Source organism: Mesorhizobium sp. M0317 (assembly GCF_040321555.1).
GTDB lineage: Bacteria > Pseudomonadota > Alphaproteobacteria > Rhizobiales > Rhizobiaceae > Mesorhizobium.
The window spans coordinates 37503-63502 of the sequence record NZ_JAMYRV010000018.1; the positions used below are offsets into that span (position 1 = coordinate 37503).

The 26000-nt window shown below is 61.8% G+C and carries 32 protein-coding genes and 1 pseudogene; 7 read left to right on the top strand and 26 right to left on the bottom strand.

Annotated features, from left to right (window positions below):
- Positions 1 to 473 precede the first annotated feature (473 nt).
- Positions 474 to 710 carry a hypothetical protein gene (locus tag NKI88_RS14905; RefSeq protein ID WP_023671471.1) on the bottom strand — a complete coding sequence of 79 codons (237 nt, stop codon included), beginning with the start codon at positions 708 to 710 and terminating at the stop codon, positions 474 to 476.
- 274 nt (positions 711 to 984) lie between these two features.
- Here NKI88_RS14905 and NKI88_RS14910 point away from each other — a divergent pair, with 274 nt between their 5' ends.
- Positions 985 to 1311: a hypothetical protein gene (locus NKI88_RS14910; protein WP_352655879.1), complete on the top strand. Its 327-nt coding sequence runs from the start codon at positions 985 to 987 to the stop codon at positions 1309 to 1311.
- On the opposite strand, the gene NKI88_RS14915 is transcribed toward NKI88_RS14910, so the two are convergent.
- Both NKI88_RS14915 and NKI88_RS14920 read right to left on the bottom strand, forming a co-directional pair.
- Positions 1308 to 1697 carry a sensor histidine kinase family protein gene (locus NKI88_RS14915; protein WP_352655881.1) on the bottom strand — a complete coding sequence of 130 codons (390 nt, stop codon included), beginning with the start codon at positions 1695 to 1697 and terminating at the stop codon, positions 1308 to 1310. The two genes, NKI88_RS14910 and NKI88_RS14915, sit on opposite strands and share 4 nt — an antisense overlap.
- 48 nt (positions 1698 to 1745) lie before the next feature.
- Positions 1746 to 1814: pseudogene (locus NKI88_RS14920) on the bottom strand (hypothetical protein); the annotation flags it as partial.
- Positions 1815 to 2489: 675 nt separating this feature from the next.
- Between NKI88_RS14920 and NKI88_RS14925 the strand changes: the two are divergent.
- The 4 genes from NKI88_RS14925 to NKI88_RS14940 all read left to right on the top strand — a co-directional run bounded on the left by NKI88_RS14925 (position 2490) and on the right by NKI88_RS14940 (position 4362).
- Complete coding sequence (locus tag NKI88_RS14925) at positions 2490 to 2657, top strand: Thivi_2564 family membrane protein (RefSeq protein WP_023671469.1); 168 nt, start codon at positions 2490 to 2492, stop codon at positions 2655 to 2657.
- Positions 2658 to 2685: 28 nt separating this feature from the next.
- Positions 2686 to 2964: a hypothetical protein gene (locus NKI88_RS14930; RefSeq protein WP_352655883.1), complete on the top strand. Its 279-nt coding sequence runs from the start codon at positions 2686 to 2688 to the stop codon at positions 2962 to 2964.
- Positions 2965 to 3125: 161 nt separating this feature from the next.
- On the top strand, positions 3126 to 3596 hold the full coding sequence (locus NKI88_RS14935) for a GFA family protein (RefSeq protein ID WP_023705683.1): 471 nt from the start codon (positions 3126 to 3128) through the stop codon (positions 3594 to 3596).
- A gap of 571 nt (positions 3597 to 4167) precedes the next feature.
- Positions 4168 to 4362, top strand: coding sequence for a hypothetical protein (locus NKI88_RS14940; protein ID WP_023705682.1), 195 nt, complete (start codon positions 4168 to 4170; stop codon positions 4360 to 4362).
- Between the two features lie 83 nt (positions 4363 to 4445).
- Here NKI88_RS14940 and waaF read toward each other — a convergent pair whose 3' ends face one another.
- Positions 4446 to 5468 (bottom strand): lipopolysaccharide heptosyltransferase II, encoded by a 1023-nt coding sequence (gene waaF / locus NKI88_RS14945; RefSeq protein ID WP_023671465.1) that lies wholly within the window; start codon positions 5466 to 5468, stop codon positions 4446 to 4448.
- Positions 5465 to 6406, bottom strand: coding sequence for a glycosyltransferase (locus tag NKI88_RS14950; RefSeq protein ID WP_023808296.1), 942 nt, complete (start codon positions 6404 to 6406; stop codon positions 5465 to 5467). Before NKI88_RS14950 ends, waaF begins: the two co-directional genes overlap by 4 nt.
- A gap of 483 nt (positions 6407 to 6889) precedes the next feature.
- Here NKI88_RS14950 and NKI88_RS14955 point away from each other — a divergent pair, with 483 nt between their 5' ends.
- On the top strand, positions 6890 to 7735 hold the full coding sequence (locus NKI88_RS14955; protein ID WP_050587488.1) for a glycosyltransferase family 25 protein: 846 nt from the start codon (positions 6890 to 6892) through the stop codon (positions 7733 to 7735).
- 19 nt (positions 7736 to 7754) lie between these two features.
- On the opposite strand, the gene msrA is transcribed toward NKI88_RS14955, so the two are convergent.
- The 21 genes from msrA to NKI88_RS15060 all read right to left on the bottom strand — a co-directional run bounded on the left by msrA (position 7755) and on the right by NKI88_RS15060 (position 24837).
- Positions 7755 to 8273, bottom strand: coding sequence for a peptide-methionine (S)-S-oxide reductase MsrA (msrA, locus tag NKI88_RS14960; protein ID WP_023671461.1), 519 nt, complete (start codon positions 8271 to 8273; stop codon positions 7755 to 7757).
- Between the two features lie 68 nt (positions 8274 to 8341).
- Positions 8342 to 8665, bottom strand: coding sequence for a hypothetical protein (locus NKI88_RS14965; RefSeq protein WP_023689880.1), 324 nt, complete (start codon positions 8663 to 8665; stop codon positions 8342 to 8344).
- A 3-nt stretch (positions 8666 to 8668) separates the two neighbouring features.
- Positions 8669 to 8860: a hypothetical protein gene (locus NKI88_RS14970; RefSeq protein WP_023671459.1), complete on the bottom strand. Its 192-nt coding sequence runs from the start codon at positions 8858 to 8860 to the stop codon at positions 8669 to 8671.
- Positions 8845 to 9084 (bottom strand): hypothetical protein, encoded by a 240-nt coding sequence (locus NKI88_RS14975; protein ID WP_023705680.1) that lies wholly within the window; start codon positions 9082 to 9084, stop codon positions 8845 to 8847. Before NKI88_RS14975 ends, NKI88_RS14970 begins: the two co-directional genes overlap by 16 nt.
- A 96-nt stretch (positions 9085 to 9180) precedes the next feature.
- Complete coding sequence (locus NKI88_RS14980) at positions 9181 to 9384, bottom strand: Pam3-gp28 family putative phage holin (RefSeq protein WP_023705678.1); 204 nt, start codon at positions 9382 to 9384, stop codon at positions 9181 to 9183.
- Positions 9385 to 9409: 25 nt separating this feature from the next.
- Positions 9410 to 10072 (bottom strand): glycoside hydrolase family 108 protein, encoded by a 663-nt coding sequence (locus NKI88_RS14985; protein WP_352655887.1) that lies wholly within the window; start codon positions 10070 to 10072, stop codon positions 9410 to 9412.
- Between the two features lie 38 nt (positions 10073 to 10110).
- On the bottom strand, positions 10111 to 10281 hold the full coding sequence (locus NKI88_RS14990; RefSeq protein ID WP_352655889.1) for a hypothetical protein: 171 nt from the start codon (positions 10279 to 10281) through the stop codon (positions 10111 to 10113).
- A gap of 443 nt (positions 10282 to 10724) precedes the next feature.
- Complete coding sequence (locus NKI88_RS14995; protein ID WP_352655891.1) at positions 10725 to 12719, bottom strand: pyocin knob domain-containing protein; 1995 nt, start codon at positions 12717 to 12719, stop codon at positions 10725 to 10727.
- 110 nt (positions 12720 to 12829) lie between these two features.
- Entirely contained in the window at positions 12830 to 12982 is a 153-nt protein-coding gene (locus NKI88_RS15000) for a hypothetical protein (protein WP_023734801.1), read from the bottom strand.
- Positions 12973 to 13275: a hypothetical protein gene (locus tag NKI88_RS15005; protein ID WP_023751136.1), complete on the bottom strand. Its 303-nt coding sequence runs from the start codon at positions 13273 to 13275 to the stop codon at positions 12973 to 12975. The genes NKI88_RS15000 and NKI88_RS15005 overlap by 10 nt, the downstream gene beginning before the upstream one ends.
- Positions 13276 to 13645: 370 nt before the next feature.
- Entirely contained in the window at positions 13646 to 13903 is a 258-nt protein-coding gene (locus NKI88_RS15010) for a hypothetical protein (protein ID WP_352655893.1), read from the bottom strand.
- A gap of 454 nt (positions 13904 to 14357) precedes the next feature.
- A complete protein-coding gene (locus NKI88_RS15015; protein WP_023734799.1) occupies positions 14358 to 14564 on the bottom strand; it encodes a hypothetical protein in 207 nt (68 codons plus the stop codon).
- Positions 14561 to 14956, bottom strand: coding sequence for an SMI1/KNR4 family protein (locus tag NKI88_RS15020; RefSeq protein WP_023735867.1), 396 nt, complete (start codon positions 14954 to 14956; stop codon positions 14561 to 14563). Before NKI88_RS15020 ends, NKI88_RS15015 begins: the two co-directional genes overlap by 4 nt.
- A gap of 115 nt (positions 14957 to 15071) precedes the next feature.
- A complete protein-coding gene (locus tag NKI88_RS15025; protein WP_352655895.1) occupies positions 15072 to 17276 on the bottom strand; it encodes a hypothetical protein in 2205 nt (734 codons plus the stop codon).
- A complete protein-coding gene (locus NKI88_RS15030) occupies positions 17277 to 17807 on the bottom strand; it encodes a hypothetical protein (protein ID WP_352655897.1) in 531 nt (176 codons plus the stop codon).
- Between the two features lie 2 nt (positions 17808 to 17809).
- Positions 17810 to 18511, bottom strand: coding sequence for a hypothetical protein (locus tag NKI88_RS15035; protein WP_023739173.1), 702 nt, complete (start codon positions 18509 to 18511; stop codon positions 17810 to 17812).
- A 250-nt stretch (positions 18512 to 18761) separates the two neighbouring features.
- Complete coding sequence (locus NKI88_RS15040; protein ID WP_352655899.1) at positions 18762 to 21242, bottom strand: phage tail protein; 2481 nt, start codon at positions 21240 to 21242, stop codon at positions 18762 to 18764.
- Positions 21239 to 21841, bottom strand: coding sequence for a phage connector family protein (locus NKI88_RS15045; protein WP_023739171.1), 603 nt, complete (start codon positions 21839 to 21841; stop codon positions 21239 to 21241). Before NKI88_RS15045 ends, NKI88_RS15040 begins: the two co-directional genes overlap by 4 nt.
- 268 nt (positions 21842 to 22109) lie before the next feature.
- Positions 22110 to 23099, bottom strand: coding sequence for a hypothetical protein (locus NKI88_RS15050; protein ID WP_023753150.1), 990 nt, complete (start codon positions 23097 to 23099; stop codon positions 22110 to 22112).
- Between the two features lie 45 nt (positions 23100 to 23144).
- Positions 23145 to 24056 carry a hypothetical protein gene (locus NKI88_RS15055; RefSeq protein ID WP_352655902.1) on the bottom strand — a complete coding sequence of 304 codons (912 nt, stop codon included), beginning with the start codon at positions 24054 to 24056 and terminating at the stop codon, positions 23145 to 23147.
- Positions 24057 to 24264: 208 nt separating this feature from the next.
- Positions 24265 to 24837 (bottom strand): hypothetical protein, encoded by a 573-nt coding sequence (locus NKI88_RS15060; protein ID WP_352655904.1) that lies wholly within the window; start codon positions 24835 to 24837, stop codon positions 24265 to 24267.
- A gap of 345 nt (positions 24838 to 25182) precedes the next feature.
- Between NKI88_RS15060 and NKI88_RS15065 the strand changes: the two genes are divergently transcribed.
- Positions 25183 to 25500, top strand: a complete 318-nt coding sequence (locus tag NKI88_RS15065) for a YMGG-like glycine zipper-containing protein (protein WP_023735878.1) — start codon at positions 25183 to 25185, stop codon at positions 25498 to 25500.
- The last annotated feature ends 500 nt before the right edge of the window (positions 25501 to 26000 follow it).

The window sequence follows — 26000 nt, forward strand, 5'->3', positions numbered from 1 at the left end:
TTAGGATTTCCGGGTATGGATAGCTTAGCCATGTTTCGGCCTTGGGGTTTCAGATGGTCCAGGTTCTTGAGAGGGAATGCCGTGTCTCGGAGAACGAGGCTCTGCTGGCGCGTCCGATGGAATGTCCACAATGCCACGGAACCCGCAAGGTGTTTGTCTGCGCCCGGTGGGCCAGCTCGAACGGCCATTGCTGCCCCGGAGGAACACACCGGCTCAGTTGCCCCGGTCACAGCGTCGCGTGCATGGAGTGCGAAGAGAACCTTGAGCGTGTCTGAAGCGATCGCGACTATTGCCTGTCGGGAAAACGCAAAAAGCCCGCTCCGGCGAACCGGAGCGGGCTTTGCAACCATACGCCAAGAGTACCCTGCTGAGACCAGTACCCTGCCGAGAGCCGACCCGCTTTGCGTTTCCGCCACCGCAATAAATTGGTAGCGGCACTCCAGAAAAGCGATTGTTGGCTAACCGCCGTCGAATTACTCGCCCGACTGGCCGTCGCCAGTCACACTGCTGCCCAGAATTCCAAAGTCCTGAGACTTAGTTCCTTGTCCCGCAGTCAGGAATCCATCCGCATCCAGGCCGCGCCGCAGCAGTTCCCGCACCGCCGCGGACCGGCTTGGCATGCGCTTTTCGAAGCGCCAGTTTTCCAAGGCAGCCAATTCCTCGGCTGTCAGCATGATCTGCAGTCGCTCGGGTCGTTCCAGCTCGGCCATTCGCGCCTCCAACCGTCAAGACCAAAAAATATGGTGAGTTAGTATGTGTCTCAATTGCAGTATAGCTAGGGGTCCCCGTGCAGCGCGTCAAGAGAGGCTGATGGGCGACTCACATACAAGACCAACGATGAGGAAGACACGCCGATAGCACAACCCGCGCAGTCTGCTAACTACTTGATTTACTTGAGAATACTTTATATTCTTCTTGCCATCTGAAGGTCGTTGGCGCATCTTGACCACGACGGGACAACCGGCTCCTGAAAGGAAGGTTTCCATGCGCTACGGATATTCGGCTCGGCTACGGGAGGATCTCAATTCACGGGTCCTGGGCGCGCTGCGCTCGCGCGGAATGGTCAATATTGCGGTGGTTGCCGAGGACATACGATTGCGTAACCTGGACGAGAACGTCGCCCTTGAAGATGTCGAGCGGCTTGTGATGCAGACGGCCCAACTCTACGGCGCGGTGATGGAGTTGGACGGACTGACCTCCGTCGAGGCGGGGAGATTGACTTCGCTTGCCGACGATAAGCACGAACTGCCTGGCATCGGCAATTCCGACACCACAGGCGGCCAAACCGGTCCCCTGCTGGGATTGTCCTAAGGCGCGACCCGCTCTTTCAATCGACAAAAATCCGCGAGAGAGATTTGGACCGAGCGCAGCGGCGCCTTGAGCGTCCAGACAACGCCTTGTTCCCCAAATTTTAGTTGTCCGGTGCCGCTAAGCGCTTGTGGCGCAACCCGCTTGAGCACGACGGAGCCAAAACCGCGGCGCGTCGTCCCACTCAGGTTCGGCCCACCCAATTCACGCCAGATCAAGCTAAAGGTATCGGTGCCGTCGGTTGCCGGCGCCGTATCCCATTCGATTTCGACTCGTCCGCCGTGACGTGAAAGTGCTCTATGCTTTGCGGAATTGGTGGCCATTTCGTGGAAAGCGATGCCGAGATACTGCACGGCATTCGGGCGAAGCGTGATCACAGGCCCGGCCACCGACAAACGGTCCTGCGCCGCGAAAGCTTTGAGTTGCGCCTTGAGCAGGTCGCCGATGCTGGCGCCGCGCCATTCGGCGTCGACCAGGAGATCGTGTGATTGCGAAAGCGCCGAGATGCGCTATCGCACCTGTTCGAGGAATGTCGCCGGACTGCCCGCCGATTTGCTCGTCTCATAGATCATCGAAATGATGACCGGATGCGGGCTTCGTCGGCTTGCGTTTGCGTGCGCAGATCAAGCAGCTGTTGATGGCGCCGACAATTTCGCCCGATCCGTCGCGGAGCAGGCGTGGGTGGGCTATAAACGGAATAAGTTCGCCGTCCGGCCGCTCTGCCTGCAATGGCCTGGTCCCACGTGATATCGTGTCCTTCAACCATGGAAACGGCCATCGGGCACTCAGCATGCGCCATCGGCCGACCATCGAGGTGACGGAGTTTCCACGAGCCGCACCACAGGTCTCGGCCAAGACCGGACGATGCCCCCAAATGTCGGCAGCGGCCTCGTTGTAGAACGTGATGCGGCCGTTTTTGTCGGAACCTCGTCAGCCCGGGGCGGTTCTCCCGTTAGCCCAGCCTGACCCAGCAACAAGTCGCCTGGAAACCGTGTCGCCGATGGCAAACGACAACCATTACGGCAAACAGACCTGATCGGCATCCAGCTTCAAAGGCCGCGGAACGCTGTTTCGCAGCCTTTACGTTGCGCCGGCGGCTTCGCATCGACAGGAACCAATCTATGGCCAGAGCGTTTGCCGCTGCGTACTCTTCTCAGACGTAGCCAGACGGAGTGAGGCACATGGCTTCATCGGTACTTATCGGCATTCTGATCACTTTCCTGGTGATCATCCTGGTGCTCTATCTCATCCAGCGTCTGCCACTCGATGGCCGCACGAGGCAGATCGCGCAGATCGTTGTCATCATTATCGGCATCATTTCGCTGTTGAAATACCTGGCCGTATTTTAGGATAAGGATCGCCATGATATCCCAAACAATGGCATGGATCATTGGAACGGCGTTGTTTGCAGCAACAAGCACGGCCTACGCCCGACCCGACACGCGTTCGATGACCTGCGAGGAGACGCAGCGCCTGATCCAGAGCCATCACTCGGCGGTGTTGACGACCGGCCGGAATACTTACGATCGCTATGTCGGCCAATACGGCAACGAGTGCGACTGGCCGGAGGTGCCGGTCGCTGCCTCCGTTCCGACACGTGATGGCCAGTGCCGTGTCTATTGGTGCCGGGAACCGGTGTTCGATTTCCCGAACTGACATATCCAGCAGCCTTGCGGCGGTCGTTGCCGTGGCGCTCCCGGGTTCAGACGATGCATTGCGCGAGGCGACATGGAACCCTTGCGCTGCGGGTGAATTGATTGTGCGCATGGCGCTGCAAGATGTAGCGGTGTGATGCCCAACCAGATGGAGGAGCGGTCATGCCCAATGATACAAGGCGGAGCGGCAGCTGCCTGTGCGGCGGCATCCAGTTTTCGGTGACGGGAGATCCCTTTCGGATTGGCCTTTGCCATTGCAAGGACTGCCGCAAGGCTAGCGGGTCGGCTTTTTCGGCGTTTGCAGTGTGGCCGCTCGAGGCGTTCGAAACGACGGGTATCGTCAGCAGCTACGGCGACAGAAGTTTTTGTCCCACCTGCGGCGGCCGGGTCCCTTTGGTTCGTGAGAATGAGGTGGAAGTGACGATTGGCAGCCTCGATGAGGTGCCCACCGAAGGGCTGGAGCCCAGCTATGAACTCTGGGTCAATCGCCGTGAGCACTGGTTGCAACGCTTGCCTGCCGCCCGGCAATTCGAGCACGACCGAGTCGATGACGAGCCGACAAACCGGACAGCCGAACCGATTTCTGACGGTGTCGAGACGCCGTCTAGCTTGCCGCAACGCAAGTCGGCCTAGCGCGAGCGGCGCAGACAGCCGGCAGGCAGGAAATTCATTCTCGAAACCGCCCGATGCCGACAGGACCGGGTCCGACAACATTTCACCCGGTAGAAGCCAAACGCAAAAAAGCCCGCCTTGGCGTCAAGCCAAGGCGGGCGGTAGATCATCCGGCCTGCGCTGCCGTGGAACGATGGATTGGCCAAAGCCCTGGGCTGAGACCCATGCCGTTTGTAACCGGCGATTGACTACGGAGCGTCCCCGGTCAGCTGGAATTCGTCTTGTGGTTGCAACGATGCTACGTTTTGTTTGGAAACGAGAGCTTAAGACCACGCAATATCGTTACGTCAACTATGCTGTCCAAGTATCTCGTGGTGTGAACTGAAGGAATCTTCCTGTCTTGTACAAAAGAACGCTTTGTTTATTTTCTTTCCGTCACATAGTGTAGCGAATCTTGAATCCGGATGGGGCGGCTTTCATGCAGCCAGCGCCTTCGCAGGATCGCGGTCCGCACGTGCAATATCCACTTCACGGCAATCTTCATGCAAGCATAGTCAGCACAAAGTTCATGCGCAGACATTGGGGGGCACCGATGGACCAGCCGAGCAAAATGGAGAACCTGCAGTTCGCGCAAGGGATACTGCGGGAGCTTCGGCAGAAAGCCGAAGGCGACGGCGAGAAGCTTCTGACCTACCTCATCGACATGGCCTACCTTGAAGCCAGCGACCGCATCCGTGCCCACTGGGTCGGCAATCACGAGCCCGAAAACCGCAGGGCCAAGGGGTAGTGCCAAGGGGTAAACCCGAAACGGGGCGATGGTTGCCCCCACGGAGCGTTTGATCAGACGCTTGGGGCCGGCGAGGCCACCGGTCAGTTGGCAATACCGGCTGAGAGGTCAGCCAGAACCTCCCTCACCCGAGTTTCGCTGACGCCGCGCGTGTCCTTGACCCAGCTGGGCGTCGAAAGCGGCGGTTCGATAAAGCGAACATGGTTGTTTACGGGCCCATGCACATAGGGGCGATTCAGCCCGTAGATGAGCGCGCATGGGACGTTCAGGGCAGCGGCGGCGTGGGAAATCCCGCCATCAACCCCGAGGAACATGGTCGACGCAGCGATTTGGCACATCGCGTCAGCAATCGACGGGGTCGAGGTGAAGTCGATTGCCTCAGGAATGGCGGCGCGGATTTTTGCGGCACCGGCGTGCTCGCGCGGTCCGCCTACAATCCAGATTGCCCAGCCGCGATCATGATGGTCTCTGGCGATCGAAATGAAGCGCTCGACGGGCCATGAGCGGAAATTCTCAATGTCGGCAGTATAGAGCGCCAGTGCCGGTCGGTCGGCATCGATCTTCTTGTGCTGGCGCCATTCGTCCAGTTCGGCCGGATCGACCACAAGCCGGGGCGCCGGCCACTCTGCGCCCGCAGCCGGCTTTTCGCCAAGCGAGGCAATCGAGCAGACTTCCTCGAACAGCCGCGTCTTGCGGGGTCCGAAGGCCCATAGATGGGCCAACCAGCCGGCGGGGAAGCGATTGAGGAGGCCGAATTGCAACTCCTGCGGATAGCCGATGCGCTCCTCTATTCCGGCCATGAACGCCATCAGCGCCGCCTTGGTGCTGCTGGTCATCAGATAGGCCGTACGGTAATTTTCCTTGCGCAACTCGCCAACCAGGCGGCTGCGCTCGCCAAAACCGGGGCGCTGATGACGCTTGGCAAGCGCCCAGCCCTTCCTGACATGCGGCATCAGGCGCGCCAGCGGCGCTGCAACGGGCGAGGTGACGACATCTATGGGGCGATCAGGAAATCGCGCGGCAATGATCTGGATGGCGGAATGGCAACGGACGAAGTCGCCGACCGCGGGGAAGCCGACGAAGAGGATTGGATCGCCGGTCGTCAAGGAAGCGCTTCGCCGTCAAGGATGCGGGCATAGAGATCCAGATAGCCGCGCGCCGCTTTTTGGATGGGAAATCTCGTCGCGGCCGATTCGCGGCATTGCTGAGGCGTAAGGTCGGCGACGGCCTCGAAAGCGGCCGCAAATTCTTCATCGGTCTCAAAGAAGCGCCCGCTGTCGGCATCGACCGTCTCGGGCAATGCGCCTCGCGTCGTCGTCAGCACCGGAGTGCCGCACAACATGGCTTCGACCGGTGCGTTGCCGAACGGCTCCTCCCAGGCGATGGGGTTGAGGAAGGCTCGCGCTTCGCCGAGAAGGCGAAGCTTCGGCTCGCCGTCAACGATTCCGTGGAAACGGTATCGCCTGCCAAGGCTCTTGAAAAACAACCCTTCGCGGCGGGTCTGACTTCGGCCCAGCAGTTTCCAACGCGAGCCACCGGCGATATCGAGACCGAAATCGAATTTTTTGGCGAGATCGACGGCGCGGTTGAGGCCTTTGCTTGATCGTGCAATGCCGGCGAGAAATAGCAGGCGGTCGCCCTTTGCAGCCGACAAACGATAGGCGTCCACCGGAAAGCCATTGTAGACGAATGTCTCGCGCCCATGCTGGCGGGCATGATTGGCGCTGATAAAGCTCCAGTTTGCAACTGGCATGGGCTGGTCCGGCATAAAGCCGCGCTGCGTATTCAGCGTTGGAAATGGCACCTCGACGGGCCAACTATGGGTGTGGACGATTTGCGTGTCCCGCGGAATGGCTGCCCGGCATTCGGCATCGGTCGAAGCGTGCCGGACTTCGAAGAGCGGGTGGCTGGAGCCAGGGCCAGCGATCACCACGACTTCGTGTCCGAGACGAACCATCTCCGTGGCCAGCCATTCGACCTGACGCTGAATCCCACCGTAACCTCGGCAGGGTATTACGCCCTTCAAAACGAGCGTCACCCGCATTGACCTTGCCTCACAATGCTCTCAAAGACGGCCCAGTTGCGTCACGGGCTGGGCATTGTCAAGGTCGCGCCAGAAACGCAAAAAGCCGCGGCGGCCTCGATCGGGTTACGGAATCGTTAATCAGCGCTTGCTACTATACCGGGTGACCAAGAATCTCGGCAATGCACCCAGGACCATCTCCAGGCAACAGCCAAAGACCTCCGCTCTTGGTGGGCTGACGCCCGCCCTGTTTCCCCTTGTGGTCGTCGCGCTCGGATACATGATCGGTCGGCAATTCTTCGGCTTCTAGGGCGACTCGTCTAGGCGCGCACGGTAAAGGCTCGCGCCACGCGGGGGACGCCGTCAATGTCCACCCAACCTCCAAAACCAACCGGCGGCACCGTACGCCGCTACCCACTGCCCCGCACGTAAGCAAATTTTGTGCAATCACGGGAACGTGATATTCACTGATCACCGGACAAGGGGGCGCTGATGAGGTGTCTGGTGATCAATCTTGATCGTTCTCGCGATCGGCTGGCGCATGTCGCGTCCGAGTTCGGCCGGATCGGAGTACCATTTGAGCGTGTCTCCGCCATCGATTGCCCCGATTGCTGCTCTGTCGCCAAAAGCCCGCTAAGCGCTGCTGAGGTTTGCTGTTTCCTGAGCCACCGCTCGTGTTGGGAGATCGTTGCGAACGGCGCGGATCAATATGGCGCGGTTTTCGAGGACGACGTCGTTTTCGGCGCGGGCGCCGGCTCGCTGCTTGCTTCCGATCGATGGGTGCCGCGCGATGCCGATGTGATCAAGCTGGAAACGCATTTTGCCAAAGTGAGGGTCGGACGCAAGGAAGTCGCTCTCGATGATGGGTTTTCGCTTGCCAGACTTTATGGCCTGCACGCGGGCGCCGCAGGCTATGTCATCTCCAGATCGGCAGCGCAAAGATTGCTGCGCAGGACCATGCATCTGAGAGGAGAGGTCGACTTCGTTCTTTTTCACCCAGGATTCATGACCTGCTCGCTCAACCGAATCTATCAGATCATGCCGGCGCTTTGCGCACAGCACCATTTTGTTTCGGGACGAGAGCGCTTTCCAAGCCTCGTGCGACGGCCCGGGAGGCGGCCAAAACCGTTTCTCGATCGAATTGTCGGAGAAGCGGTGCGAACCTTCGCCTATCTTCGAAACCAGAGCCTGACCGGAACAAAGAAGATCGAGGCCGTCGCGTTCTCAGGCTCTGAGGTCGACGGCAAACCCGTCCACGGCGCGTTCATCTATGGGCAGCCCGAGCACGGCCACCTCAACAAGGCGGCCGGCATACCGATCGCGCGGAAGAATAGTTCGACCGCCAGATAAGCAGACGATAGCGGCTGCGTTACGAAACAGCCTTTTCGCGGACCGGAAGCTTCCAGCCCGGCCTGACAAAGTGGCAGGTATAGCCGTTGGGGTATTTCTCGAGATAGTCCTGATGCTCTGGCTCCGCCTCCCAGAAATCGCCCACCGGCGCAAGCTCGGTGACGACCTTGCCCGGCCACAGTCCAGAGGCATCGACATCGGCGATGGTGTCTTCGGCGACGCGCTTCTGCTCGTCGCTGGTGTAGAAGATCGCAGAGCGATAGCTCATTCCGACATCGTTGCCCTGGCGGTTCCTGGTGGTCGGATCGTGGATCTGGAAAAAGGATTCGAGCAATGTGCGAAAGCTAATCCTGGCCGGATCGAAAACGATCTCGATGGCTTCGGCATGGCTGCCGTGGTTGCGATACGTGGCGTTGGGCACATCGCCACCGCTATAGCCGACGCGGGTAGAGATCACGCCGGGATAGCGCCGGATCAAATCCTGCATGCCCCAGAAACAGCCGCCGGCAAGGACTGCACGTTCGGTGGACGTCGCCATATCATACCTCCATTGGATTGCTCCTTAGGTAGGCATTGTCGCTGGCTTCTTCCAGCATCTCAAGTGCATCACTCGTTGCCGGCCGAGCCGAACCGCCGCACGATGACCTCGAAGACGATGTCGGAAATCCACATGGCCGAGACGCCGATCAAAAAGGCGGCGGCGAGCGTCGTGGTGTCGTCGGCCGGATCGGGGATAGGCATGCCGGTTGCCCTGAACCAGGCGACGGCAGGCAGCGTCAGATACGCAGCCGCCAGCGCCCCGCAGATCGGCGAGGCAATCATCTCGCGCAGCTTGTAGCGATGGCGCGACAGTGCTCGCAGCACGCCGCCAGCTAGCCCGGCGGCGACGACCGGCCCCTTGATGCCGAGCATGTCGAAGAGGTCGTGCATCGGCTAAGGCCTCCATCCGCAGAGCTTTTGTCCCTTGCGGTTGTGCGCCAAGAGCGCTCTCGCCTCGGCGTCCGACAGGACGTCGACGGCTTCGGCCGACAGGCGCAGCGGGCTCGAAATCGCGCAGAAGCCGCCCGAAGCAGTCGTGCACCCGGCAAGCGCCACAAGCAGCGCAAGCATCAGTCCCTTGCCCATGATTTCAGCTCCTTTCGAACAGCGTCCGCCGGCAGTGCGCCGACGTCGTTCTGCACCTGCTCAGCGACCGCGCGCGCCGCGGCCTCAGCGGCCGCCAGTTTGCCGCGCTCGGCCCAGGCGCCGGCCAGCCGCTGGTGAGCGCCCCAGCAAAGGGCGGCGATGGCCGATGCCAGGAAGCCCAGCAGCACTTTGTTGCCAAGCAGGACGGCGAGGAGCGCGCTCACAGCAGCCACCCGGCGACAAGCCCGGCGGCAAAGCCGATAGCATAGGGTTGCGCGGCTTCGAGATAGGCGATGATCAGTTGTTGAAACCCTTCCATGTCAGTGCTCCCAGCCGGATTTGCGGGCCAGCCAGTGCCAGGTCTCGGTGACCGAGGCGATGGCGAGACCGGCGGCGATCTCCAGACCAGCTTGAGTGTCGGGGTCGGAAGAAAATGCCGCCGCGTCGTCGGCGCCGAGCAGGCCACGCGCGACCAGAACACCGGCGCCGTAACGCAAGCCGATGCGGATGAAGACGGCGATCATGTCGAACTCCTTGCGAAAATCGATTTCAGGATTTGAAGCAGCGCACGCCAGAACGGCAGGCGTTCGACGGGGCTGACGCGCCCGCCGGTAGACACCGGCGGCATCGCACTGCCGGGCTTCGGCGAGAGCGCTGATGGCTGGGTCGGGGGCCCGGCAAAGGTGCCGGAGCGGGCTGTAGTGCCGACATCAACAGCGCCTGGGAACGGACCGACCTGATGCGATCGCTCCAACCCTTGCCGAAAACCGGCCAGGTCGGCAGCCGCCGCAGGAATGCCAGGCGGGCATCGCAAAGATCGTCGATGACTGCGCCCGGTGGCCTGGCGCCCACAGCTTTGAGCGTGGCCGGGCCGATCCTGCCGTCCTGTGCGGTGCCAACTGCCGCCTGCAGATATTTAGCCGCCCTGCCCGGCCCACTGTTCACGGCGAAGTCGAAGACGGCATAGTCGACACCACCGGGAAGCTCGGCGCCCGCAGCGGCATCCCAATAGAAGCGGCGATAGACCGTCGCCACCTGAGCATCCGTGATATGGCGAAGGTCGTCCTTCGTCGCATCCGCCTTCACGTAGCGGCGGAAATTGGCCAGCGTCACGCCCTTCATGGTTGCGCCGCCGGGATCGGCCGGATTGTCGGACCAGCCACCTTCGGATTTGAGGACGAGCGCAAGCGCCCGCGCGAAGTTGCGGTTCATTTTGTGCCTCTTTTGGGGTTGTGAGCTAGGGGCGAGGATTACCGCCGGATCGAGCCCGAGCGCTCGGACCAAGTTCGCAGCATCAGGATCGTCGCTGTAGAGAGAGGGATCGTCCGGAGCGAACCAGCGGGCGAAAAATAGATCGGGTTGCCGGTGAGCATGCCATAGGCCTGCGGCATCTTGCCGCCGCCGATGATGCGGGCTTGCACTATGGATTTCAGCACAATGTGGCGGACTGCCGGGGCAGCACTCCAAGCCTAGCCATCCCATATTTGACGCGCATCTTCCGGGGCTTCAGGCACTTCGATGCCATTTTCAGGAAGCTCGAGGTCTTCACCATCAAAGCCGCCGAGATAGGCGCCATTGCCGTCAACGAGTATTTGTCATGGTGTCGCCTCAAAATTGGAAAGGGCTTTTTAGATGTGGCTTCTGTACCGGTATCAATCCCTGCAAATTGGACTGGTGGCACTTGTCGCTCTTGGCGCCTATGTTGCGGTGCCGGATGGCTGCTATCGACAGGCGGCTTCTTTTTGGCTGTTTTGCCTGTATCGGTAAGCGTAGACATATACATTTCCCGGTATACGGGGTCGCCCTACGAGAAATACTGCGCTCAGCAGGATCTGCTGCAGGCCAGGAGAGAAGCCGCTAATAATTAGGCCCACGCTCGCACGACGAGCCTCCAGCTACTGTTGGTAATTGTGGTGCCTGCGCCGGTGCCTTTGGCGGTGATATCAACAGCGGTGGACGAAAACCGCACATTGATGTTGGTGGCGTCCGGGACCAGCGATAGACCTTTGTTGCCTGTACCGCCGCCCGGATTAGCCAGTACTTCGTCTCCAATGGAATACCCGGCATCTGCCGTAGTGCATTGCAGCACGGCAAAGTAGTTTTTTGGCTTGACGCCGAGTCCATGCGCTAGCGTCAGTGATCCGGCATTCGTGATGGTCTGCTGCGCGCTTTCATAAAACTTCTGAAGCAACGCCGTGGACGACTGGACATAGCGTGCATCCTGTTCGGCCTGCGACCATTGCAGCTTGATCCATCCTCCCCAGGCACCGCCAGCCTGCCTGCGCCGCCATAGCTTTTGGTCTGCCGCCGTAGTGTCGTTGACGAAATCATGCACCGTCTGCGTCCGGTAGCCAGTGCTTCCGTGCGCTTCCACAAACCCCAGGAACCAATTTACGCCGTCTGGCGCATTAGCCGCCGCCGAGGCCATATACCAGCCGTTGTCCAGGGCGTTGTTCCAATCGGTGATCGTCTGCGCGACGACACCAAGGTTGGGTCGGCTATCAAGTTTCAGATCAAACCCAGCCTTGACGAACCCCGTTGTAGCCAATTGCGTGGTATTCGTTCCAGGCGCTGCGGTCGGCCCCGTTGGCGTCCCGGTAAATGTCGGGCTGGCCTTCGGCGCCAGGCTGGACACCGCGATCCCACTATCCTTCCCCACCTTGCCCGTGGTGCCCGCGAAAGTGACAATATTGTCGGTTGCCGAAGACGCAGGCCCCAAAAAATCTCCTACTCCCGTCCCGTCGGCGCCTCTGTCGCCGGCACGGTCGAACATCAGCCAGATGCTGTTGGCCACCGTCGGCAAAGTGCCGGCGCCGCTGACATAGGCGAGCGTCAGTTTGCGATAGCCGCTACCATCCACCACCGCGCCACTAACGTTGTAGACATAGGAGATAGCGGTGGAGGCTTTCGAGCGCAGGGTCAACTGGCCCTTGATGGGGTTCGTGCTGTCATCAAAGCCATCGAGGATGCCACTCACGGTGGCGCCGCCGGCATCGAGATTATCGATATAGGCCGCGGTCACCAACGCGGCGCTCGCATTGTTCAGCCGCAAGGTGCCGTTGCCCGGATCGGCGTCGGCTGTGGTCGTGGAAAAGGTGTAGCCGAGCGCCGCCACCGAGGTTGATGCCGCCGCAGCGCTGGCCGCCGCATTGGAAGCGGAGGTCGCGGCATTGGTGGCTGAGGTGGAAGCCGCGGTTGCCGAGCCCAAGGCAGCGCTCGCCGAACCGGCTGCAGCCGTAGCCGAGTTGCCTGCGTTGGTGGCGCTGGTCGCCGCGCCCGATGCCGAGCCGGAAGCCGCCGTTGCCGAATTGCCTGCATTGGTGGCGCTGGTCGCGGCTGTTGTGGCGGAGCCGGCGGCGGCCGTGGCCGAACCTGCGGCGGCGCCGGCCGAGGTGCCGGCATTGGTGGCGCTGGTGGCGGCAGCGTTCTTCGAGGTGAGCGCCGCAGCGGCGCTGGCGGCAGCAGCGCTGGCCGCGCCCACCGCATCGCCCAGCGTGTCCTCCGACAGGTAAAAGGCGATCGTGACCGCGTCGGTGCCGATCACCGGATCGAACGTTTCGAAAACATAGACGAAGTCTGCCGAGACCGCCCCCTGCTGCACATGCACCGTCGTGCCCTTCTGCAAGGTGCGGGCCGTGCGGGCATCGGCGGCGCGGAACCATGCGCCTTCGCTGGCGGAATAAATGCCGTTGTCGCGGGCGTCGGCCTGGTTCTTGACCAGCACGCGGTCGCCGACCTCGGCCGGCACGCCGTCGATGGTCTGCAGGCCGTAAAGGGTGATGTTGCCCGTCGTCGCCAGGCGCACGGGTTCACGCTCGCCGGTCAACAGGCGAACGGCGGCAGTTGCAGGTCGGGCCATAAGGCTTGCTCCATGAAAAAAGCCCCGCGAAAGCGAGGCTTGAAAGAAGTTCCAATTTGGTGCGCGACGATCAGCGCTGTGATGAAGGCCGAAGAGTTAGACGCGGCGCATCACCCCTCCTCAGGGTGCTTGCGCAGGTAGCGCAGCCGCTTGCGCTGCGCAGGCGTCACATAGCCATCCCCGGCCTCGGCCAGAATACGCTCTTCTTCGGTCGGCACTTTCTCCGGTTCAGCCGGCAGCCCAAGCTCGATCCTCAGCGCCATTGCCTCGGCGTCGCCCTCTGCATGACTGTGCGACCGATGTCATCAAAGTCCAGCAAGGGGTAAAAGCTGCGGTGTTCCCAACCCTTGGCATTCCGCTTTTTCTCTTCGTGGAGTTGATTCCATTCTTCGTATTTGGCCAGTAGCTCTGGCCTTTCCGAAGGATCACATGTCTCCAGCCGCCACAACCAGGCTATGGTCGGGTGTTGCCGCCGCTTGTTCAGTTCGATGTCGTCGTCATAGGAAACGTTCCACCGAGAAGTATCTTCCTGCCCATGTTCATTGCGGCGAGCCAAGGCCGCCGTCCCATGCGATTTTCAAGGTGACCGCTGGCCAGCCCTTCAGATGTAAGTGGGCGCCAGCGCAGCGAATCTAATAGACATTGCTGTTCTTCTCAACGGGTCCGTCCATACTGGAGCCACTTTGTCCGCTGGACAAGTATAACCCGGCAGTTCCTCCAACGCCCACGATCAGGCTGTCCAGCTGAATCATGCGTCTCAATGCTTCGGAATTACGGTGACAGTGCACTCTTTTCAATTTGTCAGCTTTAGAGCTTTCGCTCTACCTCGCACTGGTGCGGACCTCTAGAAATACGCTGTCACCGTAATCCATCATTCTCGAAATTTTCATCTACGAACATCTCGGCAAATTTCTGAGGCGAAAGCGTTACGTCGTTGTCGCGAGCAATTTCGAGGTTCCTCGCCCATAGACCCCGGATTTCCGCCGGTATTCCTCGGAAAGATGAACAGATGCGGCAATTGCGCCCTGCCACTGTCCATCGCCGCCATAGAGAGTGTGCAGTTTGGGAGCTATCGCCTTCAAGGATTTATCCACCTCTTCGGGCAGCTCACCAATTACCCACAAAACATAAAATTCCAATAGTTTAAGCAGCGGCTTTCCGTCATAGCGCGGGTTATGTTCCACTCTATCTCTCCTATGCGTCATTGATGGCGTATTCGATAAGCCTTTGACAAACCCCCGCTAGGCTAGGTTTTTCTTTTATTGAGGCAAGCCAACCCTCGATGACTTCTCGACGGATATGTATCTCAAGAAAATATTCCAAACCGGCTTCGACGGCCTCCGGTGGCGATCTTCCCGTGTCCAGCCCGGTAGCAACCATCGCATCGGAATCCTCGGTCCAAGGCTCCGACGCATAAATCGTGTCGTACTCGTCAAACTCCGACAGCCTTGCAACTATGTCTATCAGCCTGCCTACTTGCCCCAAAAGAGAAACCCTCCGCCACGATTCGGATGCAAAACCTCCTGGAAGATGGTACCATTATTATGTTGGGATCTAGGGACGAGTTGCTTGCGCCGGCGGTTCGGTGGATTTGCAAATGATCGTCCGACGCTGGTCATGGCTCGTGCTCCTTGCACTCTATTCCCCGTTTCGTCCCGCCTTTTCCAGTGCCGCCTTACGCTGAACTTCGATAGTTCGATTCCAAAAGCGCACCACTTGAAAATGCTCTTGCCTGGTCAACCAGATCTTGTTCTCCATGCTAACTGGATCGCCGCCAACCGCTACCGGTTTGATCTCGAACAATTCCATGCCTTTGGAACGCGAATCTGTACCTTGGACGCTCATTTCAAGTCCTCCAACGCAGCGAATAGACCGGCGAGGTCACGCGCTATCGTCTCGGCGGATTGCCGTTCCATAAATATGAATGGGATGCGCACGATCGGCATTTCCACATCGTGGGTGTCGAAGCCATAGGCTTCCCCTCCTCCATTCGACGCAAACAAGAGGATGCCTGGTGCGTATTTCTCAACCTCATATTCTCGATTGAAGTCTACCAACTCTTCAGCCTTGAAAAAAATTATATAGCTGTCGCCGATGAAGCCTTCACCTCCATTGTGCTCCCTAAGGAAATTGGCGTAATCCTTCGGCAACGTCACTCCCAGGCTTGCGGGCAGGCCATCGACAACTGCAGCTTGAGCCGGTGGGTCGAAACGTCCCTTAGTTAGTGCATATCCCACTGCTATTCTCCAATGTCTTTTAGTAATTTGTTCCACCAGGGCGTAACCTGCTGCTGATGAACTTCTCGGGGCAGAATGACCTTGTTGGACGGATCGGTCGGACTCCCGCCAAACTTCACTGGCTTAATTTCATGCACATCCACGGGCTGGCCGACAAGGCCTCGCTCTTGGCGGATAATGCGATTGGCCTTATCAGCCGCTTTTCTAGCAGCTTTTGCTGTGTACCTTCTAGCCGTATGAATAATCCATCTGGCTTGGGCACAACCGCTATCGGATAATCTGCCCAATCTGACATTGAGAAACTGCCCGAGGGGAGATCGAGAGCGACGGCCGGGTGTCCGCTGCCACCTTCGACGAGTCCCGCGCCTTCCTTAGACAACTCACCGGGAAGCTCTTTGGCGATGAGACCTTCGGCGCGCCCCGACGCCATGGCACTCAACGGCTCAAGTGTGCGAGGTATCCCTTTCGCGGCAACAGCAGCTCGCCCAATGCCCGGCCCAGGTATCGCCCAGCTCAATGCGTCATTTCCCTGACGCATCATCACCTTCTCGGCATTGTTCGAAGGCTCGAAGTAGCCTTGGCTGAAATCGGGAGGATCGCTTGTTCCAAGGGAAGCCCCGTAGCCAATCCCCTTCATCATTTTGCCTGCGAATATCCCCGCATTCGCACCTGCCTTGCCAAGGCCTCTGGCCTCCGATCGAAATACCTCGATCGCCGAAAGGCCAGGCTTGCCGCCAGGAAGAATCCCGCCCAGGCCGGCCTCATCCAATTCCCGAACCAAAGCTGCTCGTGCGACAGGACCCTTCGTGCGCGCGAACAACTCGCTCGCCTTCGCGTAGTTGTCCATGAAGTACATGCTTCCGCTGTCGCGCTGCTCGGCAAGCTTGAGGAGAAAAGAGAACGGCACGGGTTGGAGATTTTCATCAGCGATGCCCAATGCATTTTGCTGGGCGACAGACAAGGCTAGTGTTTTGTCGTAAGTATCTTGGTCGAAAGCCTCTGAATCAGAGGGCCCAGTGCCAAATACGGCTTTCCAACCCTCCGAGATTTCTGAAGACAATCCATCGACATAGTCACCTGGATAGACTCGCCTCCTTTCCAGGACCAGATTTGCCGCGGCAGCGGTTGAATCGTGGCCCGCCTGATCCGCCGGTGAAGCGTTCGGCCCCGGCTCGGCACTGACAACGGCGGCATTGATCTCCTGGTTCGACATGGTCGCCATGTCGAAAATCTTCTTGCCGACATTGGTACGCCATTCGAGACCCTGCCGGCGCCTGTCGCCCTCATCGAGGCCATAGATGGTCCTGTAGGCGTCCTTGCCCGGCATTGCGCCGGAGTAGGCGCCCGTGCGTGCTATCTCGTCCGGCGCTTCCCTCTCGGCGCGACCGATCTCGACGCGCGTCTGGATGTCCTGCCTGAATTTTGCGACCTTTGCCTTTAAGGCCAGCGCATCCTGTTCCTCCTGCGGAAGATCGTCCCTGAACGCCTGCGCGATGCGGTCATCCGGCGTCTGCGTGCCGACGCGGTCTTCTTTCCCGGGCGCCATCCTTGGGCCGTCCACAAAGGAGTTGCCCGCAGCCTGCGCGCTATCGCCAGCGGTCTCGCCGCCGGCGGCCGCTGCGCCGCCGAACATTTCCAGCGCGCGCTTCGGGTCCGTGGCGATCATCGCCTGAACCAGCGCCTTGGCCGAGTTGGTGCGCCAGGCGGCTTCCGCCGCTTGCCTGGCAAGCGGGTTGCCGATCTTGGCGATCAGGTCGAGCCCGCTCTGCCGGATCGCCTCGAAGGTCGCGGTGTCGTTCGGGTCGCCTTTTGCGATGGCGATGGCATTGGTCGTCAGTGTCGTGTCGACGGTGGCCTTCTCGTAGTCGTCGCGTTTGGTCTTTTGCCGCAGCGCCATGCGGTATGCGCCAACGACGCGCTTGTTTTCCTTCTGACCTGCGAAAGCGGCGCGCTGGCTTTCGGGCATCGTCCGTTTCGCATCGTCGAACAGCGTATCGTACAGGCCTGGTTTCACCACCCGGCCGGCGCGCAGGTCGACCTCGCCATACATGGCTTCATGCATGCCTGCGCCATCCGCCGGCGCGTTCGCCGCCACTTCATCTTCGGCCTGCGCGATCCGCGCGTCGAAGCCGCGACGCGCCAGCTCGGCGTCGAACGCGTCCTGCTGGTCCTTCATCTGCTGGTAGCGTTCGGCAAGAGCGGAAAGGTGGTCGCCGAAACCTTGCATGGCGCCGCCGATCGGCGACCCCTGGGGATATTGCACGGCGTTGCCGGTATCGAGCCGGCGCTGGCCGACGGAAAGGGGGATGATGTGTACCATCTAGGTGTTCCCCGCCCACGGAGCCCTGAGGGCCGCACTGTCGAAGATCACGGAGCGGCCCGGCACAGCGGCGGCCGCAGCGCTTGACGCTGCCGCTTTCGTCGGGTCGTTGATTTTGGAGAGGCCGCCAACGAGCGCGCTGCCGGCGTTGAAGATTGACGCCGTCACCGCCTGCTTGCCCTGGAAGCGCGAGATGGCGGCTTGGCTGTTGAGATTGTTCTGGCGCAGCTTCGAGCCGTACAGCAGCGCGCCGAGATCCGCCTGGCCCTGCCTGGCATTCGCCGCCAGCACCTCGGTCGGCGAGCCGGCTATGCCGACGCCGGACGCGCCGGCCTGGGCGCGCGCCTGCGCCTGCAGCAGGTCCTGCTTGTGGCGCTCCTGGCCTTGCTCGAAGGCGGCGGCTTGAGCATCCGCCTGCGCCTGCTGCTCATAGGCCTTGGCCTGATAGTCGGCCATCTGCTTCGACTGCTGGCCCTCGGCCAGCGCGCCGCCGACGGAAAGAACGGTGCCGAGAAGGGCAAGTGTGCACATGGTCAGCCTCGTTCGCCCAGGGGTTTGATTGCAGGAATGGGTTTTCTCGCGGGAATGGGTTTGATTGCGGGAATGAACTTGCTTTTGACGCCGGCGACCGGCGCGCCAAGCTGCGGGCGCGGGTCGAGTGGACCGCCGGCAGCGAGCAGGGACAAAAGCAGCCGGTCGACCTGCAGCCCGGCGCGGCTGAGGCGAGCGGGTGCGGCTGCCCGTGCGCCGGCCATGGCGGCGCGGCGGGCAGCGGTGAGGTTTATCTTCAGCTCGGCGACGCTGGCGGCGTCGAACAGGCCATTGGCGGTGGCGATGGCACGGACGAGCGCATCGGCCTCGAACAGCTCCTGGCGCAGCAGCTCGACCAGCCGGGCAGCGTTGCGCCAGCGCTCGGTCAGGGTGGCGGCTTTGGCCGCAATCTCGTCGCCAAGAGCGGCAATGTCGGCGCGGGCTTCGCTCTCGGCGGCGTCGATGCGGCGCGTGTCGGCGACGCAGATGGTTTTTTCCAGCAAGGTGATGACGTCGTTGCAGGCATCGAGCGCGGCGCGCGCCGCGGCCAGGTCGCCGTCGCCAAAGACGGCCCGGTCCTCGGCCTGCTCCAGCGCGCGCCTGCGGACGACGGCGTCGTTAATGTCGGTGTCGAGCAAGGCGATGACGGCCGCGAAATCGGCAGCCGTCCGCGCCTTGCCGAGGGTCTCGGCATGGGGGGTCATTGGGGTGGGGTCCTTGGTGGGAATGGTGCGAGAATGGTGACGTCGGCGGGACAGCACCCCCTCTGTCCTGCCGGACATCTCCCCCGCCTGGGGGGAGATTGGCAGCTCGAGCAGGCTCGCCAGTCTTGCTACGTCAGCGATTAGCGAAGGCAAAGATGCCGTTGATCTCCCCCCTTGCGGGGGAGATGGCCGGCAGGCCAGAGGGGGGTGGGCGGGAACTCGGCGTTGACTATTGCCGCATCTAGTTTTTCTACGGCTCGGCGTCGAATACCGGCGTAAACGCCCGGATCGTGCAGGGCGTCGGGTTGAGGTGGCGGATGCGGACCCTGCCCTGCCCTTCCCAGCTGTCGTCGACCGGTACATCGACATTGCCGGTGTAGAGTTTCGCATTGCCGTCGGGTGCGACGATGCTCGGCATGCGCACGCTCTCCCAGCGGCCGCGGAGGAAGGACTGCACCTGCAGCCCGGTGGTGTCGGTCTCGAGCAGCGACAGGATGACTTTCGCCACCTTCTTGCGGCGGCCGATGACGGAACCGTCCTGGCCGCCGACGTCGAGTTCCAGCGTGTTGGCCTCGGACTGGAAGGGCAGCCCGACCTGCCACTTCCCAGCTGTGGCGCCGGCGGGCAGCGCCACCTGGCCGGAGGCAACCGGCAGGCCGCGATAGACCTTGCCGCCGGCCAGCACGTCGACCAGCTGGCCGTTGAGATGGCCGAGCCCGGAGACGACGTTGACGGGTGCACCCGAATAGGTCAGTCCGCAATCGACCTGAAAGGCATCCTCCAGCATGCCGTATTCGAATGGCGTGGTCATGATTTCGATGTAGCGCCTGGTCACCCCGCCAATGGTGCGCTTGACGATCAGCCAGATGTCGTCGACGCCGTTCTGGCCAGGCGTCACCACGGCGCTTTCAACGACCGCCCAAGTGGGTTGACCGGGGGCGGATCCAGCGAAGCTGCCGCCGAAGCGATGGCGGTGCATGCCGCGCACCTCCTGGCTCGGCTGGTGGGTGTAGCCGCCAAGTTCGCCATTTTCGAGCGGGAACCACAGCATCGGGTCGGGGTCGGTCTGGAAGGCGAGTTCGACCACGCCTTGCTTGGGGATATGTTCCGAGATCTGGCCGATGTCATCGGAGGTGAATTTGGCTGTAGAACTCTGCGTCAGCTCGGCGATCGATTTGCGCGAGCGGGTGACATAGAGGAAGGACTGCCCGGCATCGACCGGGCGGATGCGGGCGCAGCCAAAGGTGCGCGAACGGCGGTTCTTGAACGAGGACGGGGTGAGTGCCTCGTCGATGCCGGAGCCGGACAGTGCCCTGATACCGCCCGACGTGCCGATCAGCAGCGCACCATCGGAATCGGCGATCCAGACGATGTCGTTGGCCTGGCCGCCGCCGGCCTGGACGAATTCCAGCGCGTCGTCATCTTCCTCGCCGAGCGCGAAATTGTCGAAGTCGCCGGTCGCCGATGCATAGACGGAGAATTTTCGACTGAAGGCCAATCGCTCTTCGTAGAGAGAGCCCGCCTCGACATATTTTCCGGGCACGAAGGTACCAAGCCGCCAGCGACTGATCGGACTGAGATCGGGCAAGGCATGGCCATACAGACGAACGGTAACGACTGTCGCGCTCGTGCGCGCTGCAATCTTGGCCCAGCGCCACCGCCCATCCGAACCGAGCAGCCGGATGGCGCGGCCAATGTCCGATATTTGGAACCCGGTATCATCGTTGATGCCGATGACCGATGACGCCGTCAGATTGAACGGCGTCATCAGGTCGCCGTCCTCGTTCGGCGCCCATTCGGCGAAGTCGGTTCTGGTACTGTCAGAGCCGCCGCCACCGTCCATGTCCATGCGCAGATATTCAAAGGCGGCCTTGTTGAAGAACTCGAAGAACCGACGCTCGGAGTTACCCCAGCCTATCTGGCCAATCCGCGAGTCGATGGTTGTCCATGTCGATCCGTCGTTCGAGCCCTGGATTTCCCATTGCGTCGGCATGTTTTCTGCTTCCGACGCGCTGTTCATGGCTTGCACCCAGTAGGCGTTGCAAACCTTCTGCGCTCCGCTCGCCTGCCGATATTGGACCCAGCCATTGGTGCCGGCACCGATCTCCGCACCTGTTCTGCTGTCCTTGTCGAAAATCGCCCACGCTGACGCGGAACCGTTGCTGGCCAAAGCCGTTCCGGCCGGAGCCGTCAAGCCTGTCATCTTCGGCACGTACGAGCCGTAACTGGCCGGCGTCATCGTGGTGCCGGTCGTGTTGATTGGATCGTAAGGGCCGTCGAGGAACTCGTAACCTGCCAGCGTCCATGTCGTGTGGGCGGTGCGGGTCAGCACTTTGGGCGCATAGTTCTTGTGGGTGATCCACATCTGGTCGGCTGACTGGACATAGGCGAGGTCGAACAAATCGGCCTCCAGATAGGGCGAGGCCACCTCGACCGTGCCGACGCGGGCGCCATAGGCATAGACGCGGATATAGAGGTCGCCGAACTCCAGGCAGTAGGCCTGCTCGGAGGAGAAGATGAAGGGGATGGCGCGCGTCTTCCTGGCCGAATTCTTCACCTCGTTGACGAAATAGCTGCCGCCGCGGGCGCGGATACCGCCATGCGGCAACGTGACGAAGTTCTCACATTTGGACAGCGCCGCACGATAGAGATCGAGTGAGGCGCGCGCGTGCAGGCGCGGGCTGATTTCGCCACGGGTGAAAACGTCCTGGATAGGGTAGAGCGCGGTCATCGGGCAGACACCCTGAAGTCGCCGCGCTGCTGCGCCCAGGATGAGGTGTAGAGCCGACCGCCGCGCTGGATGGCGTTGGCGGCAAAGGCCGCGTCCAGCGCCCGGTCATAGGCGGAGCGGGCGATGTCGATCATGCCCGCCTTGTGCGTCAAGGGATGCGCGATCTTGATGGCGAGGGCTGCCACCAGCACTTCGGTGAACAGCGCGTCCCAGTCGTTCGGGTCGGTGAGGTTGGCGATGTAACGGATGATCAATGGACCGGACCGGTCGCAGTAGATCAGCCCGGCTTCCTGGCGCCAGGAGATCGGTACGCCGTCCGGCTCGCCATTTGCGGTCAGCGGCAGCGGCCGCAGGCAATCGGCGGGCAGTTCATAGGCGAAGTTCAAGGTGCAATTGCCGCTGCCGGTGTCGGCGCCGGCGACGCTGGCGGCAAGGATGGCGAACACCCAGACGTGCCTGGCGAGTTCGGCTTCCCGCGTCAGGTCGAAATGCAGGTTGAGCAGGCGCGCCGCCTTGACGTCCTGGTCGAGACTGTCGATCGGCGCCTCGTCGAGGACGGCGAGCGCCATATTGGCGATGTCGAGCGGGGTGATGGCCATGGATCAGCGCCTCGTGGATGGTGGTTGATTGGGCAGGGGCATATGGCGGAGCGCCAATCTCCCCCCTTGCGGGGGAGATGGCCGGCAGGCCAGAGGGGGGTGCTGTCCCGCCGACCTGACGTAATTTGGAGAAGCGGTTGTGGGTTGAAGGGGGTTGAAAGGGACCGGAAGTTGGCGATCCTTCACACCCCCCTCTGTCCTGCCGGACATCTCCCCCGCAAGGGGGGAGATCAGCAGTTTCGGCGACCCGCTGGCCGGACGAAAGGTACTACGCCTCGGTCGTCTTCAGCGCGATGAAGGTCATGTTCTTGACGCTGGACGCCGTGCGGTCCCAGTTCGCCGCCAGCGCGAGCTCGGCGTCGGTGGCGAACTCGCCGGCCGAAGACGCGTCGAGGAAGCGGGTGCCGGGCACGTGCGGGACGAAGTGCCTGCGGCCGACCATCTCGGTGACGCCGCCGCCATGGCCCTGGCGCGGCTTGCGGTCGAACTCCAGCGGGCCGCCTTCCGTGTTGACCGGAAGCTCGTTCCACAGGATCGCCTTGTCCTTGAACATGAAGGCGGTGTAGACGCCGGCCGCGACCGGAATGTCGTCATCGACCACGCAACGCAGCCCCATGTAGTAGGGGATGAGCGGCCCGCCCTGCTCTGACGACGGAACATAGTCGATGAGATCGGCGAGCTTCAGTGCCTTCATCTGCTTGGAGTGCATCCAGATCGTCTTGAACTTGTCCGCGCGGTCGCCCATCAGATAGGCGGCCTCGATGATGTCGGTGTCGACGATGGAGGCGCCGGTGAGGCGCACCAGGTCGCTGCCGTCGTTGGCGATGTTGTCGGCCACGACCCCTTTCAGGATGCCGAGCAGGGTCAGCTTGTTGGCGCGCTGCCAGTACTCGGTCTGGCGCTTGACGATCAGCTTCTGCGGATCGTCGCCGGCCAGGATCGAGGTCAGGTCCGGAACGCCCCAGGCCTGGGCGCGAACATTGCGGGCGGCGACCTCGCGGCGGGCGCCGATCTTCTTCATCTCGATGGAATCGGCCGGATCGTCATTGACGGGTTCCGACGGATCGTTGCCGAGATCCTTCCAGCCGGGCATGTCGACGGAACGGCCGCCCATCGACAGCTTGGCGGTGGTGGCCGGGTCGTTGAACAGGATGCCAGCCTGGAAGATTTCCAGCGACTGGACATGCTCCTCGAACGAGTACTGGGCATAAACGGACGGAACGATCGCGTCCGCGATACGGGTATAGGCGTCTGCCATTTTTCACTTCCTTTGAGGTTTAATGTGGCGGCAAGCTTTGGAGGACTAAAGGGGATTGTTGGGCATCCAGAGGTCCGGGTTTTCACCGGCCTCGCGTGCCAGCCGCCGGGCGCGGGCGGGGTCGCTTTTGACAAGGGCTGAAATCGCCGAAATGTTGCGGTCACCGGCGGCGTTGCGCTTGAACGGATTGCCGCCGCTCAAAGCCGCGCCGCCGTCGATCGTGTCTTCCCTGAACATCGCCTCGCCGACGGCATGGAACGCCTTGGCGATCTGCGGATCGGTCAATGCGCCGTCCGGCAGAAGGATGCCCTTGGCCTTATAGGCGTCGACCAGTCCGAGCTTCTTCATCGCCCGGTTGGCGACCTCCAGCTTCTGGCGAAAGCCATCGCTGTCGGTCGGTCCCCAGTCGCGCACGAGATCGTCATGCGTGGCCTCGACCGAGCGGGCAAGCGCGATGTCCTGGCGCGCGGCCTGTTCGGCCATGTAGCCGACGAAGCGGTCATGATAGGCCTGCGCCACTTTGGGCGTGGCGCCGGCCTCGACTGCCCAGGCCTTGGACGCCTGGGCAAGCTCGTCCGAATAAGCGAAGTTTTCAGGCAGGCCGTCGGGCCGCCTGTACTCGACCTTGTCGGGCGATGTCAGCGGACGCATGGTCTCCGGCAGCCGGGCATGAAATTTCTGCCAGTCTTCCGGGGATGCGTCGGGTGCTGGAACGCGCAGGCTCTCACCCTGCTGCCGCTCCAGTTCCGCATAGGAATTGAAAACCCGATCGAGGTTTTCGGCCTTGGTCCAGCCCTTGGCTTCAGCGAGCTTGCGGTTGCCTTCGGAAAGACCGTCAAACCAACTTTTGGCGCCAGGCGCGGCGGACCCGTTATCCGCGCCTGCCGGTGGCCGTACTGGGTTGCCCGCCGGCTGCGCACGCGCCGCCACGGACCCGGCATCTGCCAGATCTGTCATGAGTGGATTCCTTTGATTGTTGTTAGAAGGAGCCGGCGGCGAAGCTTGGTATCTCCCCCCTCGAGGGGGAGATGGCCGGCAGGCCAGAGGGGGTCGCTGCGCGTGGAGCGCCGACCTCATCTGTCGCAGAATGGGAGTCGCATCCGGTCGCACCGACCCCCTCTGTCGCCTTCGGCGACATCTCCCCCTCAAGGGGGGAGATCACCGCCTACGCGTTATCGCCCCAGTTCTCCCACAGCAGCGTGATCGTGCCCGTCACCGCCAGCGTGCCATCGGCATCGATATCGGTGCCGGTCGCAAACGCCAGGTTGAGATAGAGGTCGGCTGGCGTCACCGTGCCGTCCAGAGTCACTGCAGCAGCGACATCCGCGATCGAGGCAGTCGACAGCACGGCGCCCGCGCCGTCGAGCGTGCGCGCCGTCGAAGCCAGCACATTGACCATGGCGCCTGCCAGCGTCGCACTCGATGCCGCCGCCGAGCCCAGCGACCAGGTCAGCGCCGCATTGTCGTTGATGGTCGCCGCGCGGGTGGTCAGTACCGCAAATTGCAGTCTGGCCGTGCCGCCCTTGATGCGCACCTTGCCGTCGGCGAAATCGAGCAGTTTCTGGCTGGCATAGGCCAGCGCGTCGGCGACCGGCACCTGCATGCCGGCAAGCGTGAAGACGGTGCGGTACGAGCCGCCCTGCCCCGTGGTGACGGCCTTGAGGCCGAATTTGGGCGGGGCAGATCCGGCCTCGCGGGCGGCGGCGCGCGACAGCGTCCTGGGAAGACCTCGGGTCATTGGTATCTCCATTCTTGGGGGGTGAGGAGTGGTGCGCGCAGCGCACGGAAAGCCAATTGCTTGGCTTTCCGAACGACGAACGCCCGAAGCGACAGCGAAGGGCCGGCTTCAACCCGCCGCTGGTATCCAGCAGTCAGGCGGCACAGCGGCCTCGGAATTCGATTCAATCCGAGGCGCTATCGCCCTGTTCGCGCAAGGCGTTTCCGCTTTGGCGACCATCATCTTCAAGGCCTGAGAAACCATGTCGCATTTCGTGAGCCAGCATGCCGCCGTTTGGCCGCAATGCGCCAGCAACTGGCAACCATTCGCTCCAATCCGCGTTTGGGGCTTCAAAGGAGTTCCACGATGATCATCAGACAAGCCATTGCCGCCGTGCTCATGACTGCCGCCCTGGCAGGCTGCGCGACCCAGACCGAACAGCAGCAGAGGGCAACCAACGGCGCGCTCATCGGCGGCGGTGTCGGCGCACTTGCCGGCCAGGCGCTGGGCGGCAACACCAAGAGCACCGTGATCGGCGCTGCCGGCGGCGCCTTGCTCGGCGCCGTTATCGGCCAGTCGACCACGCCGCAGCGCCGCGGCGAACAGCTCTGCCGCTACCAGGATCGCTACGGCCGCATCTACACCGCGCCCTGCGACGACCGGTATTACAATAACGATTATTGAGGAATGGCTCCACCTTCTCCCCGTTCACGGGGAGAAGGTGCCCGAAGGGCGGATGAGGGGCGGCGCCACCATCTGAAAAGCTGGCGTTGCCGAAGCTCAATCCGCGAAATTGCGGTCTTATGTAGCAAACGCACCAACATTCCGACTGCCGCTACCTGGTGGCTTCACATAAAATCCGGGAATGCCAAGAGCTGCCCCCATCGTTCGCTCGACCCGATACGAACACGCGATAAACACGCTTGTGGCGAATCGCGCGGAGGTCGCGCCATTGCGGCGGCAGCCCTGCCGCTTCCGGAAAGGCGAGCTTTACGGATAATCCTGAAGTGCGAGGCGGAAGGCAGCAAGGAGACGGCCCAGCGCATTGTTCAACTGAGGGGCTGGGAGCCGTCGCTAGTCGAGCGGATCAGGCAGTGCGTCAATACCGCGAAGGTGCGGCGAAGGCGGAAGGCCAAGGAGACAGAGCGCGTCGAGAGACGAGTTTAGACGTTAGCGCCCGCTTT

What these genes read in the sequence shown, in the direction of transcription:
- NKI88_RS14935 (WP_023705683.1), top strand. Translation starts at nt 3,126, where the DNA reads ATGCCCAATGATACAAGGCGGAGCGGCAGCTGCCTGTGCGGCGGCATC.
- NKI88_RS15045 (WP_023739171.1), bottom strand. Translation starts at nt 21,841, where the DNA reads ATGGCCATCACCCCGCTCGACATCGCCAATATGGCGCTCGCCGTCCTC.
- msrA (WP_023671461.1), bottom strand. Translation starts at nt 8,273, where the DNA reads ATGGCGACGTCCACCGAACGTGCAGTCCTTGCCGGCGGCTGTTTCTGG.
- NKI88_RS15015 (WP_023734799.1), bottom strand. Translation starts at nt 14,564, where the DNA reads ATGAGCGTCCAAGGTACAGATTCGCGTTCCAAAGGCATGGAATTGTTC.
- NKI88_RS14985 (WP_352655887.1), bottom strand. Translation starts at nt 10,072, where the DNA reads ATGAACCGCAACTTCGCGCGGGCGCTTGCGCTCGTCCTCAAATCCGAA.
- NKI88_RS15040 (WP_352655899.1), bottom strand. Translation starts at nt 21,242, where the DNA reads ATGACCGCGCTCTACCCTATCCAGGACGTTTTCACCCGTGGCGAAATC.
- NKI88_RS15050 (WP_023753150.1), bottom strand. Translation starts at nt 23,099, where the DNA reads ATGGCAGACGCCTATACCCGTATCGCGGACGCGATCGTTCCGTCCGTT.
- NKI88_RS15065 (WP_023735878.1), top strand. Translation starts at nt 25,183, where the DNA reads ATGATCATCAGACAAGCCATTGCCGCCGTGCTCATGACTGCCGCCCTG.
- NKI88_RS15055 (WP_352655902.1), bottom strand. Translation starts at nt 24,056, where the DNA reads ATGACAGATCTGGCAGATGCCGGGTCCGTGGCGGCGCGTGCGCAGCCG.
- NKI88_RS14950 (WP_023808296.1), bottom strand. Translation starts at nt 6,406, where the DNA reads ATGCGGGTGACGCTCGTTTTGAAGGGCGTAATACCCTGCCGAGGTTAC.
- NKI88_RS14980 (WP_023705678.1), bottom strand. Translation starts at nt 9,384, where the DNA reads ATGATCGCCGTCTTCATCCGCATCGGCTTGCGTTACGGCGCCGGTGTT.
- NKI88_RS14925 (WP_023671469.1), top strand. Translation starts at nt 2,490, where the DNA reads ATGGCTTCATCGGTACTTATCGGCATTCTGATCACTTTCCTGGTGATC.
- NKI88_RS14965 (WP_023689880.1), bottom strand. Translation starts at nt 8,665, where the DNA reads ATGCACGACCTCTTCGACATGCTCGGCATCAAGGGGCCGGTCGTCGCC.
- NKI88_RS14970 (WP_023671459.1), bottom strand. Translation starts at nt 8,860, where the DNA reads ATGGGCAAGGGACTGATGCTTGCGCTGCTTGTGGCGCTTGCCGGGTGC.
- NKI88_RS14910 (WP_352655879.1), top strand. Translation starts at nt 985, where the DNA reads ATGCGCTACGGATATTCGGCTCGGCTACGGGAGGATCTCAATTCACGG.
- NKI88_RS15025 (WP_352655895.1), bottom strand. Translation starts at nt 17,276, where the DNA reads ATGGTACACATCATCCCCCTTTCCGTCGGCCAGCGCCGGCTCGATACC.
- NKI88_RS14930 (WP_352655883.1), top strand. Translation starts at nt 2,686, where the DNA reads ATGGCATGGATCATTGGAACGGCGTTGTTTGCAGCAACAAGCACGGCC.
- NKI88_RS15060 (WP_352655904.1), bottom strand. Translation starts at nt 24,837, where the DNA reads ATGACCCGAGGTCTTCCCAGGACGCTGTCGCGCGCCGCCGCCCGCGAG.
- NKI88_RS15035 (WP_023739173.1), bottom strand. Translation starts at nt 18,511, where the DNA reads ATGACCCCCCATGCCGAGACCCTCGGCAAGGCGCGGACGGCTGCCGAT.
- NKI88_RS14905 (WP_023671471.1), bottom strand. Translation starts at nt 710, where the DNA reads ATGGCCGAGCTGGAACGACCCGAGCGACTGCAGATCATGCTGACAGCC.
- NKI88_RS15030 (WP_352655897.1), bottom strand. Translation starts at nt 17,807, where the DNA reads ATGTGCACACTTGCCCTTCTCGGCACCGTTCTTTCCGTCGGCGGCGCG.
- NKI88_RS14995 (WP_352655891.1), bottom strand. Translation starts at nt 12,719, where the DNA reads ATGGCCCGACCTGCAACTGCCGCCGTTCGCCTGTTGACCGGCGAGCGT.
- NKI88_RS14940 (WP_023705682.1), top strand. Translation starts at nt 4,168, where the DNA reads ATGGACCAGCCGAGCAAAATGGAGAACCTGCAGTTCGCGCAAGGGATA.
- NKI88_RS15000 (WP_023734801.1), bottom strand. Translation starts at nt 12,982, where the DNA reads ATGGCGCTGAGGATCGAGCTTGGGCTGCCGGCTGAACCGGAGAAAGTG.